General features: G+C 68.2%; 17 protein-coding genes. 14 read left to right on the plus strand and 3 right to left on the minus strand.

Going from position 1 to position 18,389, the window contains the following annotated elements:
* Nucleotides 1-77 precede the first annotated feature (77 nt).
* On the minus strand, nucleotides 78-1,523 hold the full coding sequence (locus tag H1R19_RS04395) for an APC family permease (protein ID WP_188329604.1): 1,446 nt from the start codon (nucleotides 1,521-1,523) through the stop codon (nucleotides 78-80).
* 102 nt (nucleotides 1,524-1,625) lie between these two features.
* Between H1R19_RS04395 and H1R19_RS04400 the strand changes: the two genes are divergently transcribed.
* The 4 genes from H1R19_RS04400 (at nucleotide 1,626) to H1R19_RS04415 (ending at nucleotide 5,058) form a co-directional block, all read left to right on the plus strand.
* Nucleotides 1,626-2,372, plus strand: coding sequence for a phosphoglyceromutase (locus tag H1R19_RS04400; protein WP_188329605.1), 747 nt, complete (start codon nucleotides 1,626-1,628; stop codon nucleotides 2,370-2,372).
* A 108-nt stretch (nucleotides 2,373-2,480) separates the two neighbouring features.
* Entirely contained in the window at nucleotides 2,481-2,801 is a 321-nt protein-coding gene (locus H1R19_RS04405) for a GNAT family N-acetyltransferase (protein ID WP_188329606.1), read from the plus strand.
* 161 nt (nucleotides 2,802-2,962) lie between these two features.
* Nucleotides 2,963-4,375, plus strand: coding sequence for a sensor histidine kinase (locus H1R19_RS04410; protein ID WP_188329607.1), 1,413 nt, complete (start codon nucleotides 2,963-2,965; stop codon nucleotides 4,373-4,375).
* Complete coding sequence (locus H1R19_RS04415) at nucleotides 4,372-5,058, plus strand: response regulator transcription factor (RefSeq protein WP_188329608.1); 687 nt, start codon at nucleotides 4,372-4,374, stop codon at nucleotides 5,056-5,058. Before H1R19_RS04410 ends, H1R19_RS04415 begins: the two co-directional genes overlap by 4 nt.
* 17 nt (nucleotides 5,059-5,075) lie before the next feature.
* On the opposite strand, the gene H1R19_RS04420 is transcribed toward H1R19_RS04415, so the two are convergent.
* Entirely contained in the window at nucleotides 5,076-5,936 is an 861-nt protein-coding gene (locus tag H1R19_RS04420; RefSeq protein ID WP_188329609.1) for a DUF3109 family protein, read from the minus strand.
* Between the two features lie 54 nt (nucleotides 5,937-5,990).
* Between H1R19_RS04420 and H1R19_RS04425 the strand changes: the two genes are divergently transcribed.
* The 10 genes from H1R19_RS04425 to H1R19_RS04470 all read left to right on the plus strand — a co-directional run bounded on the left by H1R19_RS04425 (nucleotide 5,991) and on the right by H1R19_RS04470 (nucleotide 16,927).
* On the plus strand, nucleotides 5,991-6,968 hold the full coding sequence (locus H1R19_RS04425; protein WP_188329610.1) for a Ppx/GppA family phosphatase: 978 nt from the start codon (nucleotides 5,991-5,993) through the stop codon (nucleotides 6,966-6,968).
* A gap of 130 nt (nucleotides 6,969-7,098) precedes the next feature.
* On the plus strand, nucleotides 7,099-9,180 hold the full coding sequence (locus tag H1R19_RS04430) for a hypothetical protein (RefSeq protein ID WP_219850659.1): 2,082 nt from the start codon (nucleotides 7,099-7,101) through the stop codon (nucleotides 9,178-9,180).
* Between the two features lie 14 nt (nucleotides 9,181-9,194).
* A complete protein-coding gene (locus H1R19_RS04435; protein WP_219850660.1) occupies nucleotides 9,195-10,121 on the plus strand; it encodes a sugar phosphate isomerase/epimerase family protein in 927 nt (308 codons plus the stop codon).
* A gap of 51 nt (nucleotides 10,122-10,172) precedes the next feature.
* Nucleotides 10,173-11,030, plus strand: a complete 858-nt coding sequence (locus H1R19_RS04440; RefSeq protein ID WP_188329613.1) for a thioesterase family protein — start codon at nucleotides 10,173-10,175, stop codon at nucleotides 11,028-11,030.
* Nucleotides 11,031-11,036: 6 nt separating this feature from the next.
* Nucleotides 11,037-11,897 carry a pyrroline-5-carboxylate reductase gene (gene proC, locus H1R19_RS04445; RefSeq protein ID WP_188329614.1) on the plus strand — a complete coding sequence of 287 codons (861 nt, stop codon included), beginning with the start codon at nucleotides 11,037-11,039 and terminating at the stop codon, nucleotides 11,895-11,897.
* Between the two features lie 187 nt (nucleotides 11,898-12,084).
* Nucleotides 12,085-12,318 carry a helix-turn-helix domain-containing protein gene (locus H1R19_RS04450; protein ID WP_188329615.1) on the plus strand — a complete coding sequence of 78 codons (234 nt, stop codon included), beginning with the start codon at nucleotides 12,085-12,087 and terminating at the stop codon, nucleotides 12,316-12,318.
* Nucleotides 12,319-12,647: 329 nt separating this feature from the next.
* The gene (locus tag H1R19_RS04455) at nucleotides 12,648-12,749 is read left to right on the plus strand and encodes a 30S ribosomal protein bS22 (protein ID WP_003402602.1); all 102 of its coding nucleotides are present in this window, start codon (nucleotides 12,648-12,650) and stop codon (nucleotides 12,747-12,749) included.
* Between the two features lie 231 nt (nucleotides 12,750-12,980).
* Nucleotides 12,981-14,033 carry an NAD-dependent epimerase/dehydratase family protein gene (locus H1R19_RS04460; protein WP_188329616.1) on the plus strand — a complete coding sequence of 351 codons (1,053 nt, stop codon included), beginning with the start codon at nucleotides 12,981-12,983 and terminating at the stop codon, nucleotides 14,031-14,033.
* Nucleotides 14,034-14,513: 480 nt separating this feature from the next.
* Nucleotides 14,514-15,701: a lysophospholipid acyltransferase family protein gene (locus H1R19_RS04465; RefSeq protein ID WP_188329617.1), complete on the plus strand. Its 1,188-nt coding sequence runs from the start codon at nucleotides 14,514-14,516 to the stop codon at nucleotides 15,699-15,701.
* A gap of 62 nt (nucleotides 15,702-15,763) precedes the next feature.
* Nucleotides 15,764-16,927, plus strand: a complete 1,164-nt coding sequence (locus H1R19_RS04470; RefSeq protein ID WP_219850661.1) for a zinc-binding dehydrogenase — start codon at nucleotides 15,764-15,766, stop codon at nucleotides 16,925-16,927.
* Nucleotides 16,928-17,117: 190 nt separating this feature from the next.
* On the opposite strand, the gene H1R19_RS04475 is transcribed toward H1R19_RS04470, so the two are convergent.
* The gene (locus H1R19_RS04475; protein ID WP_219850662.1) at nucleotides 17,118-18,248 is read right to left on the minus strand and encodes an HAD family hydrolase; all 1,131 of its coding nucleotides are present in this window, start codon (nucleotides 18,246-18,248) and stop codon (nucleotides 17,118-17,120) included.
* Between the last annotated feature and the right edge of the window lie 141 nt (nucleotides 18,249-18,389).

Here is an 18,389-nt window from a genome sequence, read left to right on the forward strand (position 1 = left end):
CAACGTCATAGGGATCGGGGTCTAGGCGATCGGGGTCTAGGCGATCAGGGTCATGGGGCGATCGGGTTCGGTTCGATTCAGGGGATCTCGTGCGGGGGGATGTCGTCATAGGCGACCTCCACCACCCCGGTGCGCTTGTTCCACCAGTAGGTGAGACCCCACAGGATGACGCCGAAGAGGAGCAACCAGCCGGCGACGACGTACTGCTCGGGATCGCGGCCGGTGAACGGCAGGGTCAGGTACCCGCAGGTCACCGCGCCGACCACAGCGATCGGGGTGTACGTGCGGAAATGCTTGTGCTCGACCTTGTCCCGGCGCAGAACCAGGACCGCGATGTTGACCACGGTGAACACCGCCAGGAGCAACAATGCGGTGGTGCCGCCGAGCAGGCCGACGATGGAGCCCTTCGGGTCGGCGCTGACGTAGGCCAGCAGGCACAGGGCGACGACCGTGGTGAAGATGATCGCGGCGAACGGCGTCCGGCGCCCCGGGTGCACGTAGGCGAGGAATTTGGGGAGCACCCCCTGCTTGGCCATCCCGTACAGGAGACGGCTCGCCATCATCATGTTGATGAGCGCGGTGTTGGCGACGGCGAACATCGAGATCCACGGAAGCAGATCGGACATCGGGAAATCCGGGGCGGCGGTCTGGACGACGTCGACGAGCGGTGTCTCGCTCTCGGCCAACACGCCGACGGGCACGATGGCGACCGCGCAGATCGCGATGAGGACGTACACCACGGCGGTGATACCGAGGCCGCTCAGCATCACCTTCGGGAAGATGCGGACCGGGTCCTTGCACTCCTCGGCCATGTTGACCGAGTCCTCGAATCCGACGAGCGCGAAGAAGGCCAGTGAGGTGGCCGCGGTGACCGCGATGAAGGCGTTCTTGTCGTCGGGGCTGTCGAAGGCCACCACCGAATCCCAGTGGTCGGCGTTGCCGCCGACGATGAACCAGTAGCCGATGAACAACACGAGAAGCAGACCGGTCAGCTCCACCAGCGTCAGGACCACATTGGTGCCCACACCTTCGGCGACACCGCGGAAGTTGACGAACATGACCAGCAGCAGGAAGCCGATGGCGATCGCGAAGAGCGCGGGGTTGGTGGCGTCGGGGGAGTCACCGGTGAACGCGGTCAGCATGTTCACCGCGAAGGCCCGCGAGGCCGTCGTCGCCGAGGTGATACCCGAACACATCACCGTGAACAGGACGATGAACGTGATGAAGTGGATGCCGAAGGCCTTGTGCACGTACAGGGCTGCACCCGCGGCCTGCGGGTACTTCGTCACCAGTTCGAGGTAGGAGAACGCGGTGAGCGTCGCGACCGTGAATGCGATCAGGAACGGCACCCATGCGGCGCCACCGACCTCGCCGGCCACCTGGCCGGTGAGCGCGTACACGCCGGTACCCAGGATGTCGCCGATGATGAACAACAACAACAACTTCCAGCCGAGTACGCGTTTGAGCTCGGGCTGCTTTTCGGCATTCTGACCGGTCTCGCCGGCGCTGGTGCTGGCTGTCATGCGCTTACGCTAGACCCACCTCGTCGAACTTGCGCGTCGAATCGAGCGCTTGCCCACCATCCCGCCCCGACGGCACGCGCGGACTGTGGAAAACTATCCGCCATGAGCAACGGCACCCTGATCCTGATGCGTCACGGCGAGAGCGAATGGAATGCGTCCAATCAGTTCACCGGCTGGGTGGACGTGGCGCTGACGGAGAAGGGCAAGGCCGAGGCCGTCCGCGCGGGTGAACTCCTCGTCGAACACGACGTCCTGCCGGACGTGCTCTACACGTCGTTGCTGCGTCGTGCGATCTCGACCGCGCAGATCGCGCTCGACACCGCCGACCGGCACTGGATTCCGGTCGTCCGCGACTGGCGCCTCAACGAACGGCACTACGGGGCGTTGCAGGGGCTCAACAAGGCCGACACGCTGGAGAAGTACGGCCAGGAGCAGTTCATGCTGTGGCGTCGCAGCTACGACACCCCGCCCCCGGCGATCGAGCCCGACGCCGAGTACAGCCAGGTGGGCGACCCGCGCTACGCCGACCTCGACGAGGTGCCGCTGACGGAGTGCCTCAAGGACGTCGTCGCGCGGATGATCCCGTACTTCACCGAGACGATCTCGGCGGACATCAAGGCGGGCAAGACGGTGCTCATCGCCGCGCACGGCAACTCGCTGCGTGCCCTCGTCAAGTATCTCGACGGCATCTCCGACGAGGACATCGCCGGCCTGAACATCCCCACCGGCAACCCGTTGCGCTACGACCTCGACGAGAACCTCAAGCCGCTCAATCCGGGCGGCACCTACCTCGATCCCGAAGCCGCCGCCGCCGGTGCGGCCGCGGTCGCCGCGCAGGGCCAGAAGTAGGGGCACGGGCCGCACGGGAGGACGTGTCCACCGCCGACGACGCAATTCGGGACTTGTAACACATCTCGCCATGGCGCCGATAGTGTGACGCGCGCTACATTAGACGGCATGGCGGATGTGGGTACCTTGCGATTCGACCATTCACCTGCCCAGGAACGCTATGAGGCGGTACTCGTGACCGACCAGTTCGGTGAGGACGAGGTGGTCGGTTACGTCGACTATGTCTCGGAGCCGTATCAGGTGGTGCTGACGCACACCGTGGTCCGGGAGCAGTACAGCGGTAAGGGCTATGCGGCCCAACTCGTTCGGGTCGTGCTCGAGGACATCCGTGGCAGCGGCAAGCAGGTCGTCCCGGTGTGTTCCTACGTGCAGCGGTTCATCGAACGCCATCCCGAGTTCGCCGACTTGGCGGTTCGGGTCCCGCAGTGAGGGGTCGGCAGTGAGTTCCGGTAGCGAGAGCTCGGCGCGGTGAGAGCCAGGTCACGGCCGTCCCGCGTTCCCGCCGGGACTCCGGCGAACACCGCGTGAACAGCTGCCGAACACCCCTGTCAGATGTGCGTCCGGTGTTCGTCGGGCCGTAAGCTGCACACGTGACCGCCGCTATCTCAGCCGCGACGATCGCGTTCGTACTCGCGCTCTTCCTCGGTGTCTTCATCGGTCGGCACATCCGCGACAGCGGGTGGCCCCGGGGACTCGTGCCTGCCAGGTTCTTCCCGCGCAGAGCCGCGGCCGGTGACGGCGGGCAGCGCGTCGCCACCCCCCGCACCCGCAGTCCGGAACCGACCTCGCGCGAGGTCCCCGCGTCCGCGGAGGCCCGCGACTCCGATGTCCGGTCCACGACCTCCGACGGTCGTATGACCAAGGCAGGCCTGCTGAGCATGGTGGTGCGCAACTCGTCCACCGCGGTCGCGGTGGTCGACGAGTTCCGCGACGTGGTCCTCTACAACCAGCGTGCGGTCGAGCTCGGGATGGTGCGCGAGATGCTCCTCGCCGACCCGGTCTGGGATGCAGTGAAAGAGATCCTCGACACCGGCGCCGAACGGCACTTCGAGTTCAGTCCACCGACGTCGAGCCTCGGTTTCGTCTCGACCGGCCGCACCCCGCGGCCCACCGTCGAGCACGTGCGTTGCCTCGCCCGCCTGGTCGCCCAGGGCGACGAGCGCTACGCCGTCGTCTACGGCCTCGACGACACCGAGCACAAGCGCGTGGAGGCCACCCGCCGCGACTTCGTCGCGAACGTCTCGCACGAACTCAAGACGCCGGTGGGTGCCATCGGCCTGCTCGCCGAGGCCATGCTCGAATCGGCCGACGACACCGACTCGGTCCAGCACTTCGGCCGCCGGGTGGTGGGTGAGACCAAACGCATGGGCAACATGGTCAGCGAACTGCTCGCGCTCTCGCGTCTGCAGGGCGGAGACACCCCGGAGTTCACCCGCATCGACGTCGACGCCCTCATCGACGACGCGATCGCGGCGTCGACCCTGGCAGCGGAGGCGGCCGCCATCGAGCTGCGGGCCGACGCACCCATCTCGGTGACGATCCGCGGTGACCGTCTGCTGCTGCTCACGGCGCTGAACAACCTGATCGCCAACGCCATCTCCTATTCGCCGTCGGGCACCACCGTGTCGGTCAGCCGTCGCGTCATCAAGATCGACGGCCGGCCCATGGTCGCCATCGCGGTCACCGACCGCGGCATCGGGATCGCGCCCGCCGACCAGCAGCGCGTGTTCGAACGGTTCTTCCGCGTCGACCAGGCGCGCTCGCGCCTCACCGGCGGCACCGGACTGGGCCTGGCGATCGTCAAACACGTCGCGGCCAACCACGGCGGCACCATCAACCTGTGGAGCAAGCCGGGTACCGGCTCCACCTTCACCCTCTGCATCCCCGAGGACCTCTCCGACGCGGGCTGGCCCGACGAGACCGAATACGCGCAGGAGCCGGCGGCCCGCCGGCCTGCGGTCAATCCACCTTCCGGTGACGACGACAAAGGAAACAAGAGTTGACCCACGTACTGATCGTCGAGGACGAGGAGTCGCTGGCGGACCCGCTGGCGTTCCTGCTGCGTAAGGAAGGGTTCGAGGCCAGTGTCATCTCCGATGGCGCGCAGGCGTTGTCGGCCTTCGACCGCCTCAGCCCCGACATCGTGCTCCTCGACCTCATGCTGCCCGGGATGTCGGGTACCGAGATCTGCAAGGCCCTGCGCACACGTTCCAATGTGCCGGTGATCATGGTGACTGCGCGCGACACCGAGATCGACAAGGTCGTCGGGCTCGAACTCGGCGCCGATGACTATGTGACCAAGCCGTATTCGGCTCGCGAGCTCATCGCGCGCATCCGCGCGGTGCTGCGGCGTGGCAGCGAGACCGTCGATGACGGCCTCGAGATCGGGGTGCTCGAGGCCGGTCCCGTCCGGATGGATGTCGAGCGGCATACGGTCTCCGTCAGTGGTGCGCCGATCACGTTGCCGCTCAAGGAGTTCGACCTACTCGAGTATCTGCTGCGCAACGCTGGGCGGGTGCTGACCAGGGGGCAGCTCATCGACCGGGTCTGGGGTGTGGACTACGTCGGCGACACCAAGACGCTCGACGTGCATGTCAAGCGTCTGCGTTCGAAGATCGAGCCGGACCCGGCAAATCCCAAGCATCTCATCACCGTTCGCGGCCTCGGGTACAAGCTCGAGGCCTGAGGGGCCGGCGCCCCCGGCTACTCCGGGGGCTGCAGCTCGTACTTGACGTCGGTATCCCGGCGGGTGGTGGCGGCCTGGGTGGCCGGGTGAATCGCGATGAGGCCCAATCCGTTTCGGCGTCGACAGGCTGCGGCGAGCGCCGCGTAGGCGGCGGCCCCGATCAGTTCGGTCAGCTCCGGGGCGTAGGACTCCCACACCTGCTTGGCTCCCACGTGGGCGTCGGGAGAACCCGAGCAGTACCACTGGAGGTCGTGGCCGCCCTCACCCCAGCCGCGGCGGTCGAACTCGGTGATCGTCGTCTGGAGTACCTGCGTGCCGTCGGGGCGTTCGACCCAGTCCTGCTCGCGACGCACCGGCAGTTGCCAGCACACATCGGGTTTCACGGTGAGGGGTTCGAGGCCCTTGCGCAGAGCCATCGAGTGCAGCGCGCAGCCGACGCCGCCGGCGAAGCCGGGACGATTGAGAAAGATGCACGCGCCCTTGAGAAGACGTGTCTTCAGGGCGGGCTCGTCGTCGAGGTCGCCCTCCTCGAGGTACCCCTTGGGTCCCAGCGGATCCTTACCCGATCCCTTCTTGTAGAACTGCCAGTCCTCGGGTGTCAGCATCGCGACGCCGCGGGCGAGGGTGTTGCGATCGTCGTCGTCGGACAGGTAGGCGCCGTGACTGCAGCAACCGTCGGTCTCGCGGCCGGGCAGGATGCCCTGGCAGGCGGGGGTGCCGAACACGCACGTCCAATGCGAGAGCAGCCACGTGAGGTCGGCTCGGACGACGTGTTCGGGATCGGCCGGATCGGCGAATTCGTACCATTCGCGCGGAAAGTCGAGTTCGACCTCCGGAGCTGGTGTGATTCGGGGCGCGGACGGCGAGATGGCGGTCACCACTACACGGTAGCCGGGATCGGTCGAGCCGGACGATTGCACTACGGTTGTCGCGTGCGCTTAGGAGTTCTCGACGTGGGCAGCAACACTGTCCACCTCCTGGTGGTCGACGCTCATCGCGGCGGCCACCCCACCCCGATGAGTTCGACCAAGGCGGTTCTGCGTCTCGCCGAGCACATAGATGCCGACGGCCGCATGAATGACCGCGCGGTGTCCAGACTGATCGAGTCGATCGACGAGTTCACCCACATCGCCGGTACGTCGGGATGTGAACAGATCATGGCGTTCGCGACGTCGGCCGTGCGCGACGCCACCAACTCCGACGAGCTGCTCGCCGAGGTCGAGAAACGCACCGGGGTTCGCGTGCTGGTCCTCTCCGGCCGCGACGAGGCCCGGCTCACGTCCCTGGCCGTCCGCCGCTGGCGCGGGTGGAGCGCCGGACGCATCCTCGCCCTCGACATCGGCGGCGGTTCCCTGGAGATGTCCAACGGGGTCGACGAGGAGCCCGACGTCGCCCTGTCGCTCCCGCTCGGCGCCGGTCGCCTCACCCGCGAGTGGATGCCCGACGACCCGCCCGACCGGCGCCGCGTCGGGGTGTTGCGGGACTGGCTCGACGCCGAGCTGCGCGCTCCGGCACGTGAGCTGCTCGCCCCGGGCGCGCCGGACCTGTGCGTCGGGACGTCGAAGACCTTCCGCAGTCTCGCGCGGCTGACCGGCGCGGCGCCGTCGAGCGCCGGACCGCGGGTCCGGCGGGTGCTGACGACGAGTGGGCTGCGACAGCTCATCTCCTTCATCTCGCGGATGACGAGGGACGACCGTGCTGAACTGGAAGGCGTGAGCTCGGATCGGGCGGGACAGCTCGTCGCCGGTGCCCTCGTCGCCGAGGCCACGATGCGGGCGCTTGCTGTCGATACACTGGAAATCTGCCCATGGGCCCTTCGGGAGGGCGTGATCCTGCGCCGACTCGATGCAGAACCGGCCGACTCGATCGGGCCCTCACAGACGCTCGGCACCCGGGAGGGCGTCGGCTGAGCCGGACTCGTGGCGCCGCGGCGCGACGCCGGGAGAGGTCTGCCGGTCGGCGACGACACAACGCCGAGAAGTACCGCAAGCGGATGCGCTCGACGAAGCATCCGATGACGTTCGAGGACGGAGCCACTTCATGTCGAAGGATTCGGAACCCGAATCTCGACCCATCTCGGTATCGGAACTGCTCGCCCGGTCACAGGGCGCCGGTGGGGGAAACACCCCGACGCGCGCCCGTGACGGTCGCGGTCGCCGTCGCGCGGGCCGCGACGGGTCGGTCTCGGTATCGGAGCTGACCGGCGAGATCCCGAAGATCACCGACGCCACCACGGCGTCCGGTACCGACACTCCAGGCCCCGAGACGGCGTCGCGGAAAGCAGCACCGGCGGAGGCCGCGGCACCGACGAGGAAACCGACCAGCCGGCGGGCCGCGGAACCGGCCGTCGAGCCGGAAGCGACCGTCGAGCCCGAGCCGGAATCGAGCGTCGAGCCCGAATCGACGGCCGAGCCCGAGCAGGTCGAGTCCCGGGCCGCCGAGAAGGCCGCGCCGTCCCGGCCGGCTCCCGACTCGTGGACACAGACCAGGTCCGGGGCACCCAGCGGTCCGTTCCCGAGGTCGACGAACCCGATCCCGCGACGCCCCGCCGACGACCGGCCGATCGTCGAACGTCCCCGTCCGGGCCGGGCGCAGGCCCACCCGGGCGGCTGGACCGCCAGCGGTATGCCCGCCTTCGGCGAGGCGCCGCCCATGTCGACGCGCGACTTCAGCTCGGACGCCGTGGCGCGTCGCCTGGGAAAGAACCCGCCGCGTGACACCGCACCCGTCGACGAGGAGTCGGCCAACGCGGTCACCGGGATCATCCCGCTCGTCGACGGACCCGACCACGGTGGTCACACCGAGGGTCTGGCCGTCGTCGACTCCGAAGACGTCGTGACCCACGACCTCGCCGAGGTCGACCCCGGCACCCGCGGTCCTCGTGAACGCGGCGACCGCGGTTTCTCCGAGGTCATGGACTTCGACGCCTACCGCAATTTCGCCGATGTCGAGAGCGACACCGACAAGCCGGCGACCAAGGGCTGGGCCGCGGCGACGGCCAAGGCCGCAGGGAAGGGCAAGGGCGGCCTGATCCAGCGGCTGTTCGGCCGCAAGAACAAGGCTGCCCCTACCCACGACGACCCGACCCACGACGACCCGACTCACGGCGACGACCGGGCCCACGGCGCAGCCGCTCGTGACCCGCACGACCCGGCGTCTGATGCCCGGGGCGATGGGGGTTCGGACTGGGCGGATTCGGACTGGATGGCCACGGCCGCGGCCGCAGCGACTGCCGGTGGGGCGACTGCGGCTCTGGCGGCGTCGCGCACCGACGACCACCCGACCGAGGCGATCCAGCCGATCGACGACGCGCCCCGGGACGAGTCGAGCGCAGAAGAGTCGAGCGCAGAAGAGTCGCACGCAGAAGAGTCGCACGCAGAAGACTCGAACGCACACGAAGCGAACGCCGACGAGTCGAGCCCGAGAGAAGCGAACGCGGACGGGTCGAGCGCCGACGAGCCGAACACCGGGGATTCGAGCGCAGGGGATTCGAGCACAGACGAGTCGAGCACAGACGAGTCGAGCGCAGACGCGTCGGATGCGGACGAGTCGGACCGGACACACGCGTGGGCCGCGCCGCGGGCGTGGTCCGATCCCGATCGGTCCGACGCGACCGACCGGGTCGACCTGGTCAAGGACGTCGAATCCGACGACGCCGCGGGCCGCCCGCCCGGGCCGCACACCCTGCAGGACACCACCGACATCGACGAGACCCCCGGTCCGGGATCGGGTGGGGACGTGGCGCGGGAGGACAGCGCCGCGACCGCGGACGCCGGTCGGACAGCGTCGGGCCAGGTGGTCACCGAACCCGAGGGATCAGGCCCGGACGGATCAGCCCAGGACACCGACCGCGAGGACGACGGCTCGCCGGTGACGGCGTGGCTGCTGTTGTTCGGTCAGGCGATCGCCGGACTGGCGATCGGGGTGGGCCTGTTCTGGGGCTTCACCGAACTGTGGCGCTGGAACCCCTATTTCGCGCTGGTCCTCGCGGTGCTGGTGATCTTCGGTATCGTCACGCTCTCGCATGTCGTGCGGCGTACCAAGGATCTGCCGACGACGCTGCTCGCGTTGGGTGTGGGTCTGCTGGTGACCATCGGTCCACTGGTGTTGTTGGCCGCGTGATCCCCCCGGAACCGATGAATTCGCCCGTGCCCGATGCGGAGTCGCCGGGTGTCCCGTCGCCGACGCCCGAGATCCCCGTCGGGCTCTCGACCGCCTCGGTGTATCCGCAGAACACCGAGGCGGCGTTCGCGTATGCCGCCGACCTCGGATATGACGGCATCGAGCTGATGGTGTGGGGCGACACCGTCAGCCAGGACATCCGGCGCGTGGAGTATCTGTCGGAGCACTATCAGGTGCCGGTGCTGTCGATCCACGCACCGTGTCTGCTCATCTCGCAGCGCGTGTGGGGTCGCGATCCGATCGTGAAGCTGGCCCGCTCGGTGGAGGCCGCCGAGGATCTCGGTGCCCCGACCGTCGTCGTGCATCCGCCGTTCCGCTGGCAGCGGGGCTACGTCTCCGCCTTCGACGACCTCGTCGCCGAACTCGAGGAGGACAGCGGCGTCGCGATCGCGGTGGAGAACATGTTCCCCATGCGCGCCGACCGGTTCTTCGGGGCGCGGGAGTCGTCGGTGCGTCGACTCGAGAAGCGCGGCGGCGGCCCGGGGCTGGCGGCGTCGGCGTTCGGCAAGTCGATCGATCCGACCGACGACGGTTACGCGCATTACACCCTCGACCTGTCGCACACCGCCACGGCCGGAGTCGATGCCCTCGACCTGCTGGAGCGCATGGGTTCGCAATTGAGTCATCTGCACCTCGCCGACGGCGACGGTGCGTCGACGGACGAACACCTCATCCCCGGAGACGGTGCGCAGCCCTGCGTCGAGGTGTGTCGCCGCATCGCGTCGAGCGACTTCTCGGGTGCGGTTGTGCTGGAGGTCAGCACGGGCGGCGCACGTACCAAACCCGAGCGGAGCGCGCTGCTGGCGCGTTCGCTAGATTTTGCCCGGCGGCATCTCAAACGGGAGCTGCACCCCGAGCCCACCGGCCAGATCAGCAACTGACTCCTTCGGTCCAGGTGGTGAGTGCGCCGGGGCAACCACGAAGGCGGGACGATGACCAGCAAGATCACCCAGGTTCAGGCGCTGACCGAGGTGGACCGGGGTGGGCCGGACGCGATCACGCTGCGCGCCTGCATCGACGAGACGTTCACCATCGGGCCCAAGGTGCACGGCGGAACTCTGCAGATGATCGTCGCGAAGGCGGCGCGGACCGCGCTGACCGCACTGACCCCGGCAGGGGACAAGCTCGCCGAGGCGGCGGCCGCGATGATCCCGGTGGCCATCTCCAGTGATTTCCTGACCGCCCCCGACGCGGCCGACGTCGACTTCGTGGTCTCGGTGCGCAAGCGCGGACGTACCGTGACGGTGCTGTCCGTCGACGCCGTCCAGCAGGGCCGAACCGTCGTCTCGTCGTCGGTGACCATGGCGCGTCCGGACAGCGGTGCACCCCACCACTCCGGCCCGACGGTGCTCGACGGGACACCGCCCGAGCCGACGCCGACCGGCATCCCGCTCGACGGGTCGCCGATCTCCGAGGTCAACCATCTCGGCGCGGCGATCGATCTCGTCCTCGACTCCGAGACGTTCCCCATCGTCCGCGGTGAGACCGGCGAGCCGCTGGTTCGCGGCTGGATACGCCCGAAGGGCATCGAACCCGACGAGTACTTCTCCGTCCTCGTCTGCGACATCTCACCGCCGGTGGTGATGAATCTCGCGTTGTTCGGCTGGGCGCCGACGGTGCAGCTCACGACTTATGTCCGCCGGCATCCGGCGCCGGGGTGGCTGCGCTTCGCCGCGACCAGCTCCGAGGTCGGCCCCGGGATGTTCGAGGAGGATCATCTCGTGGTGGACTCGACCGGGACGGTCGTCGCGCAGTCCCGGCAGCTGGCCCTCATTCCTTCAGGAAGGTAGACATTCGTGACTCAACGCATCGCCATCGTCGGCGGAGGCAAGATCGGTGAAGCCCTGCTCGCCGGTCTGATCGGTGCAGGCACCCCGACCAAGGACCTGGTCGTGGCGGAGAAGATCGAGAGTCGCGCCGCCGAGATCGCCGACGAGTACGGCGTGCTCGTCACCGACGTGAAGTCCGCCGCGGAGTCCGCTCAGTACGTGTTCCTGGCCATCAAGCCCGACGACGTCGACTCCATCTTGCGTGTCCTGACCTCCGCGGAGGACGACTCGGAGACCGAGCGGGTCACCGTGACCCTGGTCGCAGGCATCCCGCTGTCGCGCTACGAGTCCGCATTGCAGGCGGGGTCCCCGGTCATCCGCGTCATGCCCAACACCCCGATGCTCGTCAACGAGGCGATGTCGGCTGTGTCGGCCGGACGCTACGTCGCCGACGAGCAACTGCAGGCCGTGGTGAAGATCCTCAAGACCGTCGGCAAGGTGGCGGTGGTACCCGAGAAGCAGATGGACGCGGTGACCGCGGTGTCGGGCTCGGGACCGGCCTATGTCTTCCTGCTGGCCGAGGCGATGATCGACGCGGGTGTGGGCCTCGGGCTGACCCGGGCGCAGGCGTCGGAGATGGCCGTCCAGACCATTCGCGGGGCCGGGATCCTGCTCAGCGATTCGGGTCTGTCCGCGGTCGATCTGCGTGCCGCGGTGACCTCTCCCGGGGGCACGACCGCCGAGGCGATCCGGGAATTCGAGGCGAACGGCTTCCGGCACGCCGTCTATCAGGCAACTCGTGCCTGCGCGGCGGCCAGCGCGCGTGGCGGACGTCGAGTGGAGGTCGAGGGTTTGGGTCAGGGACACGCGGTCACCGACACACCATGAGTTGTGGTCGTCGGGCCGATAAACCCCAGCATGTAGGGGTCGAGTCACAGGAATCTCAGAAATCCTGGTCCCTCACGTCGCTTTTTTCACATCCGCCACGCTAAGCTCCTTTAAGCACGTGCGTGTCTGATGTCCGCAGGAGGGGAAGCCTGCGGCCGCGACGCGTGCACGGAGGTATGAGTGATTCATGGCACCTGCAGACACTCCTGGTGACAGGACGGGCGCAGTGAGCAACGCGACTTCAGGGTCGCAGTTTCTCACCGTCGCCGAAGTTGCGTCGCTGATGCGCGTATCGAAGATGACCGTTTACCGTCTCGTTCACAGCGGCGAACTGCCCGCGGTCCGGGTCGGACGCTCGTTCCGTGTGCACGCGAAGGCGGTTCACGATTATCTGGAGACGTCGTACTTCGACGCCGGCTGATCGCAGCCCGGCTACACGCCTGAAGGCAGTTCGAGACAGTGGTCCCCCGTGGCCGGCCAGGTGCCGGCCACGGGGGATCTCTGCTCTGGGGCGGGCGTGGAGTGTGCGGCAACCGGGGCTGCGGACAGGTGGCGGAAGGGCCCTATGGGTACCGCGATTTCCTGATCCGATGTGTGGCCGGTAGGCTCGGTGGTCGCGTACCTGGATGCGCCGGTGAGCACTCCGCTACCTATTTTTGCGGTCGCTCGCTTCGCTCCCGGCTCCGTCCCGGCCCAGTGCAGACCAGGGTCGATCAAGTTCATCAGTGTCAATCGTGAGGAAGCGCCCCGATGGGTTCAGTTATCAAGAAGCGCCGCAAGCGCATGTCGAAGAAGAAGCACCGCAAGCTGCTGCGTAGGACCCGCGTGCAGCGCCGCAAACTCGGCAAATAAGCACTCCGCTTGGCACCAGGACCCGCCTCGGCGGGTCCTTTGGTGTGTCGGGACCCGCCTCGGCGGGTCCTTTGGTGTGTCAGGACCCGCCTCGGCGGGTCCTTTGGTGTGACCGGCTCCGGCTGCTGCCGGGAGGCCTTTCGTCCATCGGCGTCGGCTCGGGCGGGGACCTTCGTCGTCTCTGGGTCGTCTCGGCGGGCTTAATCAGCTCGGCCCCGATAGCCTCTGGGCATGGCCGAACCCACCTCCGCCCCGCCCCGGGTAGTCCTGGTCACGGGGGCGTCGACATTCCTCGGTGGCTACCTGGTCGCAAGGCTCGCGGCGAATCCGGAGATCGAGCGCGTGCTGGCCGTCGACTCGCGTGTTCCGCGCAAGGACCTGCTGCGTCGGATGGGCCGGGCGGAGTTTCTTCGCCTCGACATCCGGCGACCCACGATCGCCAAGGCGCTGGCGTCGTACAAGGTGGACACCGTTGTGCACGCGGCGACGTCGATCGCCGACACCGCCCCGCATTCGGCGGCGATCAAGGAGTTCAACGTCGTCGGTGCGATGCAGGTCTGCGCGGCCTGTCAGCGCACGCCGTCGGTCAAGCGGCTCGTGTTGCGGTCCACGGGCATGGTCTACGGTGCCAGCAGCCACGACCCGTCGCATTTCGCGGAGGAGACGCGCGCACGCCGTGAACCCACGCGCGGCTACGGTCGCGATCTGCTCGACGTCGAAGGCTATGTGCGTGGCCTGGGACGCCGGCGTCAGGACATCGACATCACGATCGTCCGGCCGCAGGCGATGCTCGGTCCGCGGATCACCACCCGGATCAGTTCGTACCTCGCGGCGCCGGTGGTGCCGACCGTCCTCGGCTATCAGCCCCGGTTGCAGTTCTTGCACGAGGAGGACGCGCTTGCTGCCATGGAGTACGTGACGCTCGCCGGCAAGGTGGGCACCTTCAACATCTCCGGCGAGGGTGTGGTGACGCTGACCCAGGCCATCCGCAGGGTCGGACATGTCGAGTTGCCGGTGCCGAGCGGCCTGCTGGCGCCGATCGCGGGGGTGTTCCAAGACCTCCGTTCGGCCAAGTTGCGGTCGTCGCAGACGGAGTTCCTCACCTACGGTCGTGTGCTGGACACCACCCGGATGCGTACCGAACTCGGCTTCGTCCCGCGGTACACGACGCTGGAAACCCTCGACGATTTCGTCGAGCGCAGCGGGGTGACTCCGGTGATCGGTGCGGACGCCTGGCGGTCCCTGGAGCGGCGGGTGGTTTCGGCCGCCCACCAGTTGCAGTGAAATTTTGAGTCATGATGGTGACGAAGTCGATCCGAGCGTGCGCAACGTGACCGCAACCTCTAGACTTGGACGCCAGACCCACATCGCACAAGGCGCGGCGAGAATGATTCGAGAGAGGTATCTGGGCGGGGCCGGACCGCGGTTCCGAGTCGATGCCTGCGATCCGACTGCGACGTCTCCTGTCAACGGCGACAGTGCGACGACAGCGTCACCGATGGCAGCACTGTCACCGATGGCAGCAGTGTCACCCATGGCAGTGTCCCCGATGGCAGTGTCACCGATGGCAGGTCGCGGGCGGTAACGTCGCAGGCAGCACGATCGCCGACGACGATGTGATGGGTAGCAAGTCAAGGTCACCGAAGACCCGACGTCTCGTCGTCAGGCTCGAAGAGTGTCTGTGGCGGCAGGAAACCAGCAGTGCAGTAGCGATCGGCCACCCGACGTGGATCAGCGATCGTCGACCGAGGACACGGACTAGGGGTGAGCATCTTGGCAGGTAGCGGAGCGACCGACGCGCGAACCGCGAAAGTCATTCAGCTCTACACGTCGGGTCCGGACTCCACCGGCGATCGGCGCGGGGCCCGGGACTCCGGACGTCGACGCCACCCGAGTCAGCAGACCGGCCCCCAGAGTCGCGCGAAAGGCTCAGTGACGCAACGAGAATCGTCGGAAGCTCCCGGTCATCCCAACACCGACGGCTTCGGCAGCCCGACCGCGCGGGTGACCCCCATCAGCGATGAGATCGCCCTGCCCGACGCGGCGCTCGGCGTCGAACACCGCGGACCGTCGAAGTCGAGTCCGCTGTTCAGCCTGGGTGGTCTGCGCGGGGCTGTCGCCGACACCCTGACCTCCACCGCCGGATTCATCCGTGAGCGGATGGCGGGCGAGTACGAGGTCGACGAGTTCGGCTTCGACCCGCACTTCACCGAGGCCGTCTGGTTCCCGGCGATCCGCCAGATCTACGAGAAGTGGTTCCGCGTCGAGGTCACCGGCATCGAGAACCTGCCCCTCGAGGGAGGTGCGCTGCTGGTCGCCAACCATGCCGGCACCATCCCCGTCGACGCGATCATCACCTCGCTCGCGGTGCGCGACAACCATCCCGATGGACGGTACCTGCGGGTTCTCGCCGCGGACATGGTGTTCGACACGCCCGGCATCAGTGAGGTCGCCCGGCGCTTCGGCGCCACCCTCGCCTGCACCAACGACGCCGACCGCCTTCTGCGGGCAGGCGAACTGACCGCGGTCTGGCCGGAGGGTTTCAAGGGGATCGGCAAGCTGTACAAGGACCGCTACAAGCTGCAGCGATTCGGTCGCGGCGGTTTCGTCACCACCGCGCTGCGCAACGCGGCACCGATCATCCCGGTGTCGATCGTCGGGTCCGAGGAGATCTATCCGATGGTCGCCGACCTCAAACCGCTCGCCAAGGTCCTCGGCCTGCCGTATTTCCCGGTCACGCCGCTGTTCCCGTTGCTCGGACCGCTCGGCATGGTGCCGCTGCCGTCGAAGTGGCACATCCACTTCGGCCGGCCCATCGAGACCGGTTCCTATGACGAGTCGTCCGCCGACGACCCGATGGTGGTCTTCGACCTCACCGATCACGTGCGCGAGGAGATCCAGCAGACGCTCTTCCGGATGCTGAGCCGCCGCGGCAGCGTCTACTTCGGCTGATACTCCGACGGGTCCGGCCGCGTCACACGCCACGCCGGGTCCGCGCCTGCTAACCATTGAGCATGCGTGCAGTCGTGTGTCGAGCCGGTGAGCTGACGGTCGAAGAGGTACCCACCCCGCAACCGGGCCGGGGCCAGGTGTTGTTACGAGTCCTCCGCTCGGGGATCTGTGGGTCGGATCTCCATGCGCGCGTGCACTGCGACGCCACCGCCCAGGTGTCCTCCGAGGTCGGCTACGACGCGTTCATGCGGTCCGGGCAGTCGGTGGTCATGGGACACGAATTCGCCGGCGAGGTGGTCTCCTACGGACCCGGATGCCGCAAGCGGTGGGCGCCGGGGACGCCCGTGGTGTCGCTGCCGATGATCCGCCACGGCGACGAGGCGCACATGACCGGACTGTCGGAGTCGGCGCCGGGCGGGTACGCACAGTTCGTGCTGGTGTCGGAGGACATGACCTTCGAGATCCCGGAGGGTCTGTCCGTCGAAGAGGCCGCGCTCACCGAACCGATGGCCGTCGCCCATCACGCGGTCCGGCGGGGCGAGGTGGGGCGCCGCGACGTGGCGGTCGTGATCGGATGCGGCCCGATCGGTCTCGCGGTCATCACGATGCTCAAGGCCGACGGCGTGCGCACGGTCATCGCCAGCGACCTGTCGGAGGGGAGGCGGGCACTGGCCGCCCGCGTCGGCGCCGACATCGTCGTCGATCCGGCGGAGACCTCGCCGTTCGACCGCTGCGCGGAGGTCGGCGGGTACGTCACCCAGGCGCAGGACCTGCTGGGTACTGCCTTCGACGCGATGCGGACGCTGCGGCGGATCCCGCTCGCCCCGTGGTCGTCGCTGTTCCGCATCGCCGACCGTCTCGGTGCGACGCCGAAGGGCCCGGTCGTCTTCGAGTGCGTGGGGGCACCCGGGATGATCGAACGCATCGTGACCGATGCGCCGTTCCGCTCACGCATCGTCGTGGTCGGGGTGTGCATGGAGCCCGACACCTTCCGGCCGGCGATGGCCCTGAACAAGGAACACGAGTTGCGGTTCGTGTTCGTCTACGACCCCGCCGAGTTCTACGAGACCCTGCAGATGATCGCCGAGGGGAAGGTCGACGTCGCGCCGATGATCACCGCGACCGTCGGCCTCGACGGGGTGGCCGCGGCCTTCGACGCACTGGGTACCGCCGAGCACCACGCGAAGGTGCTCATCGATCCCATGAGCGAGATCGATTCGCTCTGAACGGGTGTGAGCAGTTGCGCCTGGATGAGGCCGTCCCCGAACCGGATTGATGTCGCATGCGACGTCGGTTCGACGGCTGGACTTCGATCGAGGTCGCGTCGTCGAAGTGAGGTCTCGAGGTCACTTCGGAACCGGCGGAGGCGGATTCGTGGCCTTCGTGCCGGTCCGCAGATCCACCACCGATCGCGACTCAGCGGTGACGCAGTAACCGCGCGGCCGCCGCGGCGCCGCCCCCTGCCGCACCCAGGACGATCGCGGTGCCCGCGCCGTACTTCGCCGCCTTGCGGGCGGTGCGGAAGTCGTACATCTCCCAGCCGCGGACCTTCGCGACATCACGCAGGTCGGGGTCGGGGTTGATCGCCACCGCGCGGCCGACCAGCGACAGCATCGGGACGTCGTTGTGTGAGTCGGAGTACGCGGTGCAGCGCTTGAGGTTCAGTCCCTCCCGGATCGCGAGTGCACGCACGGCGTGCGCCTTGCCGGGCCCGTGGAGGATGTCGCCGACGAGCCGACCGGTGAACACGCCGTCGACGCTCTCGGCGACGGTGCCGAGCGCACCGGTCAGGCCGAGACGGTCGGCGATGGTCTGCGCGAGCTCCACCGGGGTCGCGGTGACCAGCCACACCTGCTGTCCGGCGTCGAGGTGACGTTGCGCGAGCGCCCGGGTCCCCGGCCAGATCTTGTCGGCGATGTAGTCGTCGAAGATCTCCTCGCCGAGCTCGGCGAGTTCGGAGGTCGGGCGCCCGGCGATGAACGACAGCGCCTTCTCGCGGCCCTCGGCGACGTCGCGGGCGTTCTCCTTGCCGGTGATCCGGAACTTCGCCTGGGTCCAGGCGAAGTCCATGATGTCGCTGTAGGTGAAGTATTTCCGCGCCGCGAGCCCGCGCGCGAAGTGCACGATCGACGCGCCCTGGACCAGGGTGTTGTCGACGTCGAAGAAGGCTGCGGCGGTCAGGTCGCGCGCCGGCTCGCCGGGGATCTCGGAGGGTTCGCGGGACCGCAGCGAGTCGACCGCGGCCTTGGCGCTCGCCTCGCCGGCGAGGGTCTGGCGGAGCTCGTGCGCGGTCTGACGGAACCGGCCCGTCGCGGCGCTCGCACGCTGGGAGATCCACGTGCTGACGCGCCTGGTCTCGTCCTCGGTGAGGCCGTGGAGTTCGGCGTCCTCGTCGAAGTCGTCGGTGAACTCGACCCGGGCGGCGTGTGCTTCCCAGTCGTCACCGGTCGGGCCGTCGCCCTGCACGGGGTTGGGCGGGGGAGCGGGTGCAGGGTCACCTGGCGTGTCGTCGGATCGTCGGTCTTCCGGGCCCGGGGTCTCGCCCACCGCCCACCTCCCACGCGTAGCGCCAGCACTGCTTGCGCGGTCCAGCCTAGCGGCCTGCCTCGACGGTCCGGCGCCCGTCCGGGGTGTCGGGGAACACAGGCAGGACGCGTTCGGCTCACCCGCGCGAGAGGCGGATCGCGA

Source organism: Gordonia jinghuaiqii (assembly GCF_014041935.1).
In the GTDB taxonomy this organism is placed as follows: Bacteria; Actinomycetota; Actinomycetes; order Mycobacteriales; family Mycobacteriaceae; genus Gordonia; species Gordonia jinghuaiqii.

Excerpts from the sequence above, each read along its gene's own strand:
- H1R19_RS04395 (WP_188329604.1), bottom strand. The coding sequence starts at position 1,523 with ATGACAGCCAGCACCAGCGCCGGCGAGACCGGTCAGAATGCCGAAAAG.
- H1R19_RS04400 (WP_188329605.1), top strand. The coding sequence starts at position 1,626 with ATGAGCAACGGCACCCTGATCCTGATGCGTCACGGCGAGAGCGAATGG.
- H1R19_RS04405 (WP_188329606.1), top strand. The coding sequence starts at position 2,481 with ATGGCGGATGTGGGTACCTTGCGATTCGACCATTCACCTGCCCAGGAA.
- H1R19_RS04430 (WP_219850659.1), top strand. The coding sequence starts at position 7,099 with ATGTCGAAGGATTCGGAACCCGAATCTCGACCCATCTCGGTATCGGAA.
- H1R19_RS04435 (WP_219850660.1), top strand. The coding sequence starts at position 9,195 with ATGAATTCGCCCGTGCCCGATGCGGAGTCGCCGGGTGTCCCGTCGCCG.
- H1R19_RS04440 (WP_188329613.1), top strand. The coding sequence starts at position 10,173 with ATGACCAGCAAGATCACCCAGGTTCAGGCGCTGACCGAGGTGGACCGG.
- H1R19_RS04450 (WP_188329615.1), top strand. The coding sequence starts at position 12,085 with ATGGCACCTGCAGACACTCCTGGTGACAGGACGGGCGCAGTGAGCAAC.
- H1R19_RS04455 (WP_003402602.1), top strand. The coding sequence starts at position 12,648 with ATGGGTTCAGTTATCAAGAAGCGCCGCAAGCGCATGTCGAAGAAGAAG.
- H1R19_RS04460 (WP_188329616.1), top strand. The coding sequence starts at position 12,981 with ATGGCCGAACCCACCTCCGCCCCGCCCCGGGTAGTCCTGGTCACGGGG.
- H1R19_RS04470 (WP_219850661.1), top strand. The coding sequence starts at position 15,764 with ATGCGTGCAGTCGTGTGTCGAGCCGGTGAGCTGACGGTCGAAGAGGTA.